Source organism: Streptomyces sp. NPDC041191 (assembly GCF_055591945.1).
Genome location: NZ_JBVIZC010000017.1, coordinates 84,664 through 96,923, shown reverse-complemented (window position 1 = coordinate 96,923; position 12,260 = coordinate 84,664). Strand labels below are relative to the sequence as shown.

The 12,260-nt window shown below is 75.4% G+C and carries 9 protein-coding genes and 2 pseudogenes; 9 read left to right on the top strand and 2 right to left on the bottom strand.

The features are described from left to right. A pseudogene (locus ACZ6AQ_RS27710) lies at window positions 1–204 on the bottom strand (hypothetical protein); the annotation flags it as partial. A gap of 204 nt (window positions 205–408) precedes the next feature. Here ACZ6AQ_RS27710 and ACZ6AQ_RS27705 point away from each other — a divergent pair. From ACZ6AQ_RS27705 to ACZ6AQ_RS27690, 4 genes and pseudogenes are all read left to right on the top strand, one after another. After that, window positions 409–753 (top strand): DUF3040 domain-containing protein, encoded by a 345-nt coding sequence (locus tag ACZ6AQ_RS27705; protein WP_468763366.1) that lies wholly within the window; start codon window positions 409–411, stop codon window positions 751–753. Between the two features lie 137 nt (window positions 754–890). After that, on the top strand, window positions 891–1,466 hold the full coding sequence (locus ACZ6AQ_RS27700) for a type 1 glutamine amidotransferase domain-containing protein (protein WP_468763365.1): 576 nt from the start codon (window positions 891–893) through the stop codon (window positions 1,464–1,466). A 982-nt stretch (window positions 1,467–2,448) separates the two neighbouring features. Then, window positions 2,449–2,694: a hypothetical protein gene (locus ACZ6AQ_RS27695; protein WP_468763363.1), complete on the top strand. Its 246-nt coding sequence runs from the start codon at window positions 2,449–2,451 to the stop codon at window positions 2,692–2,694. Between the two features lie 91 nt (window positions 2,695–2,785). After that, window positions 2,786–2,887 (top strand): annotated as a pseudogene (locus ACZ6AQ_RS27690) (IS5/IS1182 family transposase); the annotation flags it as partial. 74 nt (window positions 2,888–2,961) lie between these two features. Here ACZ6AQ_RS27690 and ACZ6AQ_RS27685 read toward each other — a convergent pair. Beyond that, a complete protein-coding gene (locus tag ACZ6AQ_RS27685; protein WP_468763362.1) occupies window positions 2,962–3,726 on the bottom strand; it encodes a nucleotidyltransferase family protein in 765 nt (254 codons plus the stop codon). 249 nt (window positions 3,727–3,975) lie between these two features. Here ACZ6AQ_RS27685 and ACZ6AQ_RS27680 point away from each other — a divergent pair, with 249 nt between their 5' ends. The 5 genes from ACZ6AQ_RS27680 to ACZ6AQ_RS27660 all read left to right on the top strand — a co-directional run bounded on the left by ACZ6AQ_RS27680 (window position 3,976) and on the right by ACZ6AQ_RS27660 (window position 12,215). Next, a complete protein-coding gene (locus ACZ6AQ_RS27680; protein WP_388698055.1) occupies window positions 3,976–4,158 on the top strand; it encodes a hypothetical protein in 183 nt (60 codons plus the stop codon). A 301-nt stretch (window positions 4,159–4,459) separates the two neighbouring features. Continuing rightward, window positions 4,460–4,696 (top strand): DUF6480 family protein, encoded by a 237-nt coding sequence (locus tag ACZ6AQ_RS27675; RefSeq protein ID WP_388698052.1) that lies wholly within the window; start codon window positions 4,460–4,462, stop codon window positions 4,694–4,696. A gap of 66 nt (window positions 4,697–4,762) precedes the next feature. Beyond that, on the top strand, window positions 4,763–5,254 hold the full coding sequence (locus tag ACZ6AQ_RS27670; RefSeq protein WP_388698050.1) for a DUF5709 domain-containing protein: 492 nt from the start codon (window positions 4,763–4,765) through the stop codon (window positions 5,252–5,254). A 1,151-nt stretch (window positions 5,255–6,405) separates the two neighbouring features. After that, the gene (locus ACZ6AQ_RS27665; RefSeq protein ID WP_468763360.1) at window positions 6,406–7,263 is read left to right on the top strand and encodes a DUF4132 domain-containing protein; all 858 of its coding nucleotides are present in this window, start codon (window positions 6,406–6,408) and stop codon (window positions 7,261–7,263) included. Then, window positions 7,260–12,215, top strand: coding sequence for a DNA-binding protein (locus tag ACZ6AQ_RS27660; protein ID WP_468763359.1), 4,956 nt, complete (start codon window positions 7,260–7,262; stop codon window positions 12,213–12,215). Before ACZ6AQ_RS27665 ends, ACZ6AQ_RS27660 begins: the two co-directional genes overlap by 4 nt. Window positions 12,216–12,260 lie beyond the last annotated feature (45 nt).

The window sequence follows — 12,260 nt, the reverse complement described above, 5'->3', positions numbered from 1 at the left end:
TTCGGGGAGTTGGTTGAGGCGGGTGAGGAGGGCGGCGGAGAGGGGTTGGGCGTCGTCGGTGGAGATGGTGGTGGGGCGGGTGAGCTCGGGCAGGTCGCCCAGCGCCGCCCGACGCACCGCCGCCCCCGGATTCCCGGAGGTCCCCGGTTCGGGTCCCGGGCCGGCGCCGAGGGGGCGGGCGGAGCGGTTTCCGGCGGTGGACATGGGGCTCCTTCGACGATGACGGCGGGCCTCCACCGCCTCTGCGCGTGAGCGACGGCGGGTGCCCACCGGGCGGACATCCTCAAGAATGATGCCCGGTTTTGTGTGGTTTGACCCAGTTCTCTAGGGTAGTCGCAGGGCTCTGACGCGACCGCTTCGGCCGTGGAACCCCATGCTGCAAGCGCCACCCAGGAGGAGGTGTCCGCGATGGGAGAGGTCCGGCTCTCGGCGTACGAGCGACGTGTCCTCGCGGAGATCGAGGCACGCCTCGAACGGGACGATCCCGCTCCTCCCCGGCGGCCGGCCCCCGGGCGCCGGGGCCTCCGGTCGTCCCCGTCCCGGGCGGTCCGCGTGCGCCGCCGGCTGCCCGCCCTCGGCCTGGCCGCCCTGGTGGCCCTGACCCTCGTCCTCCTCGTCCTCGCCGCGACCACCGGGGCCACGGCGTTCGTCTGGGCCTTCGCCGTCGTGTGGGCCCTGACCCTCCTCGCCGTCCTCGGCGCCCTCGCCCACTGGGTGCGGCGCAGGACCGCGGAGTCCCGCGACATCGAATAGCCCGGGCGGCCCGCCCGGTATGCGAGGTTTCGGACCTGCGGGTCAGGGTGAGGCGCACGGACGGGGGAGACCCGGTCCCAAGGGCTCGGAGAGTTTCGGGCTCGGAGATTTTCAGAGAGTTCAGAGAGGAACAGACAGTGTCGCTCGACGGAAAGAACGTACTCGTCCTCACGACGAACTACGGAACGGAGCAGGACGAACTGGAGAAGCCGGTGGCCGCCCTCCGTGAGGCGGGGGCCCGCGTCACGGTCGCCGCGCAGAAGGACGAGGGCGTCCAGACCCTCGTCTCGGACAAGGACCCGGGCTCCGTCGTCCAGCCGGACACGACCCTGGCCGAGGTGACCCCGGACGAGTTCGACGCCGTGGTCGTGCCGGGCGGTACCGTCAACGCCGACCAGCTCCGTACCGACGGCGACGCACGCCGTCTGGTCTCGGCCCTCGCCGGAGCGGGCCGGCCGGTGGCCGCCATCTGCCACGGCCCGTGGCTCCTCGTGGACAGCGGACTCGCGGGGAAGCGGCGGCTGACCTCCTACCCGTCGCTCCGCCCCGACCTCGAGAACGCGGGCGCGACCTGGGTGGACGAGGAGGTCGTCGTGGACACCTCCGGGAGCCACCCCCTGATCACCTCCCGCAACCCGGGAGACCTCGACGCCTTCTCGACGGCGATCATCCGGGCCCTCGGGGGCCAGGACGGCTCGGGGAACGCGTCGTAACCGTACGGCCTCGTGCCCGGTACCCCGCGGAGTGCGCGGGGTACCGGGCACGAGACCGTCGAGGGGCGGGCCGGGACCGCGATCCGGCGTCCACGGCGCTCGCGACCAGGGCGCACGGCGGTCGTCCTGGCAGGCGTCGAGGTACCAGAACCGGACAGGTGCCCGGTCGCCGTACGCGTCCGACGAGGGGGCGCCCCGAGTGGTGAAGATGAGCTGCTTGCTCATGTTGCCCATGCGGGCCCGCGTCCTGTCGGACGGCGCCGCGACCGTCCGGGCCTGGGCCGACGAGGTGGGGGCGAGCACGCCGACCGGACCGGGCATCGCGGAGGCCGCTTGCCAGACCGAACTTGTACGAGGTCCGCACGGGACGTTCTCCTCCTTCGTCGGTGGAGCCGTCCGTCTGGAGGCCGATGGCGTGGTCCGAGCCTGCCCGTCCTCCGCCCCCCGGCGTGAGCGTGCGGCGCACACTGCTCGGCGTACGGCGCACAACCCGATTGACGCGAAAACTTCTTTTGCGGACCGGAAGGACGGCCGACACTGCGGGGTGACCACCGCACCACCGATGACGTCACGGGGAAACCGTCATGCTGACCGTCCTGGAGACCACCTGCCTGCCCCCGGCCAGAGGACGAACGCCCGGGCGGAGACCACCGCGTCGGCCCTGGTGTCCTACCGTTCGCCGCGGCTGACACGGCAGTCGGACCCGGAGCTGTACCGGCTCGCCGTGATCGTCTCGGGACGGCAGCGCGTCGACCAGGCGAGGCGAAGCGCGGTCATGCGGCCCGGCGAGATCGTTCTGTACGACAGCTCCCGGCCCTTCGAGTGGGGGTCCGGGCGACCGCCCCGGCTGCCCACGACCCGGCCGGTGGACAATTCCTGTCCTCTCCCTCGGCCTGCGGCGACCGTCCGCGCGATTCCCCTCAGAAAGGCTCCCCTCACCATGGCCCGCTTCCCTCTCCCGCGGAGAACCGCACTCACGACCGTGACCGTCCTGCTCACCACCGCCACCACGAGCACGCACGCCGGCCCGCCTCCGCCCTCCGGGCCCGTCCGAGGGAAGACCTACGAGTTCGTCGACGCCGACAGTGTCCCGTCCGGCCAGCTGGAGCACCTCAACAATCCGCAGTCCTTCGCCGACTACGTGCGCAGTCGCAGCGAGCCCGCCGCCACCAAGGCCGAATGGAGCGCCACGACCGCCGACGAGGACGCAGACCGACGGATCGGCTGAGCCTCTTTCCTCCTGTACTGGAAGGCGAAACGGGCTGCTCGGTGGGTGCGGTGACGAGGCGGGGCCCGCGTCGTCGGTGCGGTGACTCCACGAAGCCCTGGACGTGGAGGCCGACCGGGTTCCCGGCCTCCACGAGGGGCTCGCCGGTCTCGGTGAAGGCGACCGCGTCATCGTCGACGGCACCCCGATCCCGGGAAGCGACGGCTTCAGCAGTCTCGTGGCGCATCCAAGAAGGGCACTCGGGCACACGTGCAGCGGTGTGGCGACCTACGAGTGGCCCGTCCCCCCGTGACCTGCGGGGCCATGGGTCGGCAGGACGTGCAGCAGTTCGAGGAGGTGGAGGAAGGCTTCGGCCATCGGGGCGCCTTCGCTCTCCCGGCGCACCTGTTCCCAGTCCACCCGCTCGCGCAGCCCCCGTGCGACCGGCAGCAGGGCGCCGAAGTCGCAGTGGTGCTCGGAGAAGGCCAGCAGTCGGGAGACCATGAGGTCGGTCGGCGCGAGCACCGGCATGTGGACCGAGTCCACCGGGAGCGTCTGGGCCCGTTCGAGGAGTTCGGTCGTGACCGGCCGCCCCGCGAGCGCGAAGATCAGATCGATCTCCTCGCCGCCCGAACGGGCCTTCACCAGCCAGTCCTCCGGAGGATCGACGATCCGGACGCCGTGCTTCCGCAGGGCCTCCGTGACGATTTCGGCGTCCTCCCGCCGCACCGCGAAGTCCGTGTCGTGCTGGAGCCGGACCGGAATGCCGTGGGCGTAGGCGGCGACGCCGCCGATCAGGGCGAAGGGACACCCCGTCGTCTTCAGGACGGCCCCCACCTGCTTCGTCGTCTCCAGGATCGCCTGGGTGTGGTCGGGGGGCAGTGCGGTCGCGTCGCCCTCGTGGGCTCCTCGCGGTCCGGCGTCCGCCGTGTCCGGAGCCTTCCGGGGCGCGGGAGATCCGGAGCCCGCGGACACACCGTCCGGACCGGCGGGCGCGAGGCCCGCCCCGGCCTCCGTCGGCCGGGGCGCGGCCGGGTCTTCCATGAGGTTCATCGCCTGCTCCTGTCCTCGCCACTGGGCGCGACGGTCCTTTCGAGGGGTGGGGCCGCGTCTACCCGGAGAGCGCCCGGTCATACGCCTCCCGTGACCGGCTCCTCCGGATGTACGAAGACGCCCGGCGCGGGCGGTGCCCCGCCCCGGCAGCACGGGGTCCCGCCCGTTGCGCGACGGGCCGGACCGTCTGCCGGGCGTCGCACGGGGTAGTCGCGGAGACGGAGGAACACGACCGCAAGGAGGCCCGGCATGAGAAAGACCGACCGGCGGACGACCGGTGAACGGCGTCGGCTCACGGACGAGGAGTTCCGTGCGCTGATGCGGGAGGCGAGCGCCGAAGCGCGCCGCCGCTCGCTCGGGGAACCGCTCGGGGAGGAGTCCGACTTCGCCCTGCGCGCCCAGCACGCCGAGTTCGGGGCCGCCGCCCACTGATCGGCCCGCCACCCCGGCCCCGCGCCCTCCGGGCCCGGGGCCGCGGCGCGCTTCGGGGACGGCCGTCCCGGGCCGCCGAAGGGCACGCGGGTGGGGGAGAGGGGCCCGGGTTCCCGCTCCGGCGCGTTTCCGTGCCGGTGCCTCCCCGCCCCGAGCACCCGCCCCGGCGGCTTCCCGCCCTCCGTCCGCGAAGCGGAGGACCCCCGTCCGCGACGCGAAGGACCCCCGTACCTGGGATAAGGCCCCATCGGTCGGGTAGTCGCGTATCGGCCGTGCGACATTCCGGAGGGAGATCGACGCCATGACCAGTCCGAGCAATCCCGACCCCGACCCCCGGGACACACCCGGCGTCGACGCCGGTGGCGGAGTCGCACCGGGCGAGACGCCACCGGCCGAGTCCGGAACGGGAACGGGGACCGGCCCCTACCGGCCCCTCCGGCGCGGATGGGCGGCCGGCCCGCTCGTCGCCCTGTGGGTGGTGGTCGCCCTGTGCGCGTTGTTCTTCCTCGTGTACGCGATCGTCCTGATCGCTCGCTGAGCGGTCGGCCGCTCCCGGGACCGCCCGGGCCACTCGTACAGACAGCAGAACCGGAAAGGAACCGTCATGGACCGCAACGAGCCCGACACGGACGAGGCCCGCGGCGACGATGTCTACCAGCCCACCCACTCCGACGTGGACAACCCTCCCACCGACGAGCTCGATCCGGAGAACGCGATCCTGACGGACCCGCTGGAGGACATGTCCGGCCCCGGCTACTCGCCGCCCGAGCGCCCGCGCGGAGTGAACCGCTTCGGCACCACCCAGCGGGAGCAGCGGGAGGGCGAACCGCTCGACGACCGCCTCGCCCAGGAGGTTCCCGACGCGCAGCCCCCGGCGGGCGACAGCATCGGCGACCTCCCGGGCGGCACGGGCGAACCCGTCGACGAGCAGGCCGGTGCCACCAGGGCGGGACGGCTCACCCCGGTCGAGACCCCGAGGGAGACGGGCAACCGCACGGTCGCCCGGGACGTCGGCCCGGACGACTGGGCCGCGCCGGCCGAGGAGGCGGCGATGCACGTGGACACCGGGGCGGACGCCACGGTGGACGAGCCCTAGGAAGCCGGGAAGCCGGCGGTCCGGCGCCGTCCTGCCGACCACCCGTCCCGCACCCGTCCGTCCCGCACCCGCCCGTCCACGGGACGGACGGGCGGAGCGGGCGGCCCCCAGGGGGGCGCCGGTCGTCGGACGTCAGGGATGAGCCGGCCATCGGCCCCATGAGGAGCATCCGCCGTCCGCCGCCCGGGACGCCCGGTCACGTACGACGCGCCGGACCTGGCCAGGATGGCCACCGCGGCGGCCCCCTCGCGGGCGTCCCCCGGCGGGCCGAGAGGAACGCCGGGCCGGGGCACGGACCGCACGTCCTCGTCCCCCGGCCGGTCGTCGGAGGGACGATCTCGCCCGGCGCGACGGAGCCGACGGTGACGCCGCACTCGCCCAGCTCCAGGGCCGTGACCCGGGTGAGCGGCCCGGGGCCGCCCTGGGCGGCACGGCACGGCCCGGCGCCCACGGGGGACGGCGCCCCCGCGCCCGCCCGGCGCAGACGACGTGCGGCCCGGACGAGTGGACCCCGTCCGACCGGGCAGGGGCCGGGTGCCGCTGTCCGGGTCTTTCCCCTCCTGCCCGGACAGCGGTCTCTTCCCCCTACGGCCCGACCCGCCCGTCAGCCCTTCGCGCCGGTGGCGTCGTGCGCGGCGCCCACGGGCTTCGACCCCTCGGCCCGATCGCGGTGAAGCAGCCGAGACCTCGCAGGACGGCCAGCACGTACGCGGCGAACGTCGTCCGCGCGTCACGCCCCCTTCAGCGCGCGGCGATGGGGCGAGTCGTCCTCCTCCGGCACGCACCCGGCGGCACCGACCCACCGCCACCCGTCGTCGAACCGCGACAGGAACGGCGTCTCGCCGTCCATCCGGAGCAGAGCCCGACGACCGTACGCGTCCACACTCCGCACGGTCTTCCCGCGCGGCGGCCTCCGTTCGGCCGAGGTCCGTTCGCACGACCGTGTCCCACCCCCCCAACTGCTCCCGGCCGTCGTCCGGATGTCCCCGCGCCGTACGCCCGGGAACGGTCCCGCCGCCGCCCGGCGGAGAGAGCCCGGAGCCCGTTGTCAGTGGCCCTGGCTAGTCTCCCCGCCATACCGCAGTCCAGGGGCGTCGTCCCCGTGGTCCGGGCTGCGCGGTTTCCGACGGACAGGCGGAGGGGCACGGCCGATGGCATGGCTTGCGGCGGACGAGGGGTACGAGATCACCCTCGAGGACGGACGCGTGGTGGCACGACGCGCCGGGGGACGGCAGTTGAAGACGCTGCCGAAGGCATTGCGCGACCATCCCGAGGTCGACCGGCTGAGGCGGCTCGCCGAGTGGCTGGACCGGCACGTGGCCGCGTGCGTGGCCCAGGTGGACACCTGGATGGTGTCCTCGCTCCCCGTGCCCACCGAGCTGATCGCCCGGGTGTGGCCGGACGAGGCGTGGCGCTCCGCCCTCCGCGACATGGCGGTGGTGGGCGACGACCCGGACGAGGTCGGCTTCCTGCGGGACGCCACCCCGGACGGCGGGCTGAAGGTGGTGGACCTCGACGGCGAGACGGTGCGCCTCTCCCCGCGCACCGTGACGCTCCCGCACCCGGTGCTCCTCCCCGACCTGGACGACGTGCGGGACTTCGCGGCCGAACTCGGCATCACCCAGCGGGTGGAGCAGATCCACCGGGCCACCTGGGTCCGGCCGGCCGGCGCCCACCCCGGGACGGCGACGGAGGTACGGGACTACGCGGGCGGCAGGTTCGCCTCGCGCTTCGGCCTCGCGGCCCGCGCGACCTCGCTCGGCTACCGGGTGTCCGGCGGCTACGCCACCTGCCGGGTCCGTGACGGGGGCCGCGCCGCGGAGGCGTCCGTGTGGATCGGGGAGCCCTACTGGGACGGCGAGACGGAGACCGGCGGGCTCGGCTGGCACGACGACGAGGGCCGCGCCGTACGGCTGAACGAGGTCGGACCGGTGGCCTGGTCCGAGGGAATGCGCATGGCCGCGGCGCTGTACGCCGGCCGCACGATCGAAAAGGGTGGGGACGCGTGACCGGCACGACCGCTTCCGACAGGAACTCCCTCGCCGCCCCGGGCGGCGCCCGCGACGGCGCGGACCTGCTCAGGGCCGGAGCGGTGCTCCCGGCCGGCACCGGGGGAGCGGGGGCCTCGGCCGTCGAACTGACCGCCCGGCCCTACCGCCATCCGGTCCTCGGGGACGACCGGGTCGTCATCCGGCTGGCCGCGGCCGAACTCGGCCCCGCCGAGGACCTCGCCGCCGGCTTCCTCGGCCTCGAACCCCACGGGGAACCGGCCGTCGTGGGCCTCGGCCACCGCCGGGAGCTGGGCTTCCCCGAATGGGTCCTGGTGCACCACCCCGAGGACGGCCACCACGCCCTCGCGGTCGTACCGGAGCTCGACCGCCTCGCCCGGCAGGCCAGGACCAGGCCCAAGGCCGCCCTGGACGCCTGCCACGAACTCGCCGGCCGGCTCGCCTCGGCCGTCCCGCACTTCCTGCCCGTCTTCTACGAGCAGGCCGCCCGGGTCTTCCTCGGCGTCGACAACACCACGTACGCGGGGCAGCTCTTCGCCCGCGCCCGCACCAGCGAGGCCCAGCACGGCCTCCCCGTCAACGAGGACCGGCTCGACGCCGTCTTCCTCGAATTCGCCCTGGCCGGCGCGCTCCCGGTGAAGGTCCTGGCCGGATACGGCAAGGACCTCGCCGCCCGGCTCGCCCCCGCGGAGGCGTACGAGCGCTTCCGGCGGCTGTGCGTGCGCCGGACCGCGGGCGGGCTCGCCCCCTCCGCGCAGGTCACCGCGGAGCTGCGGCGCCTGGCCCGTGCCGCCGGCCTGTCCGCAGCCGAGGCCGAACAGGACTACCTCACCGACCTCCTGCCGCTGCCGGCCACTTTGCGGGCGGCCGAAGGATGGTGGAAGACGCACCGGGCCGCGCTGACCGCCCTGGCGCGCCGCGTCCCGGCCGTACGCGGCACGCTCCTGGGGATGATGCCGGCGTCCGACGACGCCGGACTCGGCGAGCTGTGGCTGGACATGCTCACGGAGTCCGGGGCGGACGCCGGACTGACCGACGCGGACGCGCCGCCGGAGGAACGCTGCGCCGACGGTACGGCCGGCTGGCTGGAGCGCTTCCACGCCGCCCGGCACCGGGGCTGGGGCAGCCGCCCCGCCCTGCCGGCCCTCCTCGACCTGGTGGACCGGGCGGCCGGACGGCTGCGCGCCGACCTGGCGGCCCGCCCCGGGGGCCGGAGCTGCCTGCGGATAGGCGTCGAGGACCTCGACCTCCTCGACCTGCTGCTCTCCCTGGACATCCCGGTCGCCGACCCGGAACCGGAGACCCGGAAGAGGAGCGGAGCCTCCCTCAACCTGTCGGACTGGGCGCGCGGCGACGCCCCCCGCGACCTGGCCGCGATCGCCGCCGACCCGCGCTTCCGGCCCGCCTTCCGGCGCGCCGCGGACGGCTGCGGCGGGACCGCCGGAACCGACGTGATGCGCCGGCTCGCCGCCACCGCCGGCGGCCGTCCGATGCTCACCGAGTGGATGCGCGACGTCGCCCGCGCCTCGGTGGCGGCCGGACTGCCCGGACTGCCCGGGGCGATCGCGCGCCTGTCGTGGCTGCCCGCCGAAGTCCTCGCGCTCGCACCGGACGAGGTCGCCGCCGCGGCCTCCGCCGACCTCGGCGCGATCCTGGCACGCACCCTGCGGGGCGGCCTGTGGGAAGAGCTCCACTGGCCCGCGTGGGAGGAGGCGGTCGCCGAACTGGCCCCCGGACGCGGCAGCCCCGACGACCTCACCGTCGTCGAGGCGTGGCCGCACCTGATCGTCGCCAACGCCCACCAGGTACGAGTCGTCGGCGCCGACTCCACCGTCCTCACGCACGACCTGCGCGCACCCGCCGGACACTCCTCCCGCCGGTACGGCTTCCACTACGTCGACGGAGCCCTCCTGGTCTTCTGGACCGGCTACGGCGACGGCCCGGCGGAGGGCTACTGGCACACCGCGCCCGACCGCGTGCTCACCCTGGACGGCGACGTCAGCTACTGGTCCGTCCGTTCCGGACACCCCAGCCTGCCGCTCCCCGGCGGCGGACGCACCACCGGCGGCGGGGTCCTGCACGCCGGCGACACGAAGCTGCCCCGGGAAGTACCGGTGCTCTCCGACGGCACCTCGTACTGGGTCTGGGAGAGGGGCGAGGGGAACGAGGGGGACGGCGACAGCGGCTGGACCGAGTACGACCCCGCCGAAGGCACCCGGGGCCGGCGCTCCCGGCCGGGCTTCCTCGCCGACGCGACCCGCTGCCACGCCCCCGGCGCCGAACTGGCCGCGCACTCCTCGTGGATGCGGCCCGCCCCGGCGGTGGACGGTTCGGCCCTGGGCACGCTCCCCGGCGGCCTGCTGGGCTGGCGCGTCCTGCGCGTCCCCGGCGACGGCTGGCGCGCCGACGACACCGCGGGCCGCGGCGTCTCCCTCCCCGAGGGCTCCGAGATGCCGGTCGCCCTCCTGACCTTCCCCGGCGACGACCGCCCCAGGGCGCTGACCCGGCAGTGGCGGACGCTGTCGCTCACCGACCCGGACGGCGTGATCACCACGACGGCCGACGGCGACCGGAGCGACATGTACCGCACCGCCGCCGGACCCCTGCCGCCCGTGTCCCACCTGTACGCGCTGCGCCCGCGCGACCCCCGGGGATCGGCCGCGCTGCGCGCCGCCGACGCGGAGACCGCCGGCACCCTGCTGAAGGCGGCCGTCCTCGCGGAGCGCGCGGCGGACGTTCCCGACCTGGTGGCCGCCGCGTTCCCGGGGATCACCGCGCCCGAACTGGTCGCGGGCGTGGCGAAGACCGTGCTGTTCGCCGTGGCGCAGCAGAAGGACCTGGACGCCGTGGCCGCGCGCCTCGACCCGGCGGCCGGGCCCGCGGAGACCCGCGTCGAGGGCCCCTCCGACGAACTCCTCGGCGAGGCGCTCGACGGACTCACCGCCTCTGGCTATTACGGCCGGGGCGCCGGCACGGACGTGGTCCACCGCTTCCTGGACGGACTGGCGGCGGCGCGGGCCGACACCTCCGCCACGGCCCCGCCCGGCAGGCTCCATTACGACCTGCCCTCCCTGCCGTACTCCCCGCTGTCCTTCGTCCCCCTCCTGGACCGGCCGGCCCTGATCGCCTACCGGGCCGTCGCACCCGGCAGCGCCGCCGCGCACCGGGCCGCGCTGCTCGGCGTGCTCGGCCGGATCGACGCCCTGGGACTGGCCTCGGCGGCGGAATCGGCCGCCCACTGGCGCCGGGTGACGCTCCACCTCGCCGCTCCCCACCTGCTCGCCCCCGACGGCCAGGAGCGTTCCGTCTCGCACGCCACCGTCCTCCCGCTGGGCGGCGGAGCGGTCCTCGGTATCACCGAGAACGACAGCGGTGTCCCCGACGGGCGGGAGTTCGAGGCACTGTTCCACGACCCCGACGGCCGCTTCGAGGCACCCGGCCCGTACACCCTGCGCGGCGCGGCGCCGGTGGGCGACCGCGGGCGCGACCCCGGCTGGCTCACCGCCTTCCTGCGGGAGGCGGAGGGCCGGACGGCGGCCCCCTTCTTCCCGGAAGCGGCCGAAGAGTTCAGCCGGCTCACCGGAGCCTCCGGAGCGCTGGCCCGGCTCGTCCTCGCCGGCATGCCGAACGTGGACAGATGGGAGAGCGCCTTCCTGCCGACGGAGCTGCGCACCACCCTCGGCCTGAAGGCGGCCGAGGCCAACCACGCCCGCGGCGAGCTGCGCGCGCTCCCGGTCGAGGTGCGGCGCGCCGTGGTGGCGGCCCTCCTGCCCGACGACCCCGCGCGCCTGTGGAGCGAGGGCCCCGACGTGGCGTCGGCGGCGGCCGTCTGGAACGCGCGCGTGGGGCGGCGCGCCCGGGTGCCCGACGCGCTCCTGGGCGAGGCCGTCCGCGCGGTCCGGGGCGGCTGGCCCGTCCACCGGGCCCTCCCGGCGCTCCTCGACCCCGTGTCGTCGCCCGAACTCGGCACCGACGTGGCCTGGCACATCTCCGGGGACCGGCCGACGACCGTGGAACCGGTCGACCACCCGTTCACCGACGCGGTCCTGACGGGCGCGGTGGCCCTGACGGCCTGGCTGGCCCACCGGCTGCCCGCGGGCGACCCCGTGCGGGCGGCGCTGCCCGGCGCGCTCACCGCCGTACGACAGCGCCTGGCCTCACCCGCGCTCCTCCTCCCCGCCGGGCACTACACCAGCCTCCCGGACTTCCGGAAGGTGGCGGGCACCCCGACCGAGACGGCGCCGGACCACGAACGGTACGGCGCGGTCCTCATGGCCACCCACGACGACCGGCCCCGGCCGGCCCTGCGGACCGTCCTGCTGGACTCCACCGGTTCCGACCCCCACCTGGCGGCGCTGCGCGGCCCCGGCCAGGAACCGACCGGGATCGAGACGGCGCTGCGGCGCGCGTACGACCCGGCGTTCGCACGGCTCCTCGCCGACCCGGGCGCGCCCGCGGCCGGCGGGACGGACCGTGAGGGCACCTGGTGGCCGCAGGACCCGTCCCGTTCGGTGCCCGGCCTGGTGGCGGAGGTCGCCACGGCCCACGGCCTGGGGGCCGACGCGGCGGCGCTGTACCTGATGCTGCTCGCCCTGCCCGACCCCACCGACCGCAACACCGCCCGGTGGACGGGGTGGAAGCCGGCCCGGCTCAAGGCGGCCCGTGCCGAACTGGCCGCCACCGACCTGGTGGTGTCGGCGGTACGGGCCAGGGCGGGACGGTCGCTGTTCCTGCCCGGCGCCTGGTCCGAGCAGAAGACGCCGGTGCCGCCGGTCGAGCGGTGGAAGCTGCCGATGTACGGACCGGTCGCGGACGACAGGCCGGTCCTGGGCGTCCTGGTGCCGGTCGAACCGGCCGCCGAACTGTTCGCCCGCGCCTGGCGGCGGGTCCTCGACGGCGACGTCCCCCGCTTCGAGGAACTGAAGGTCCGGCGCACCAGGCGCCGCCGCTGACGGACCGCCGCCGACCGGCCGCCGGCCCCGGCGACGACACGGCGG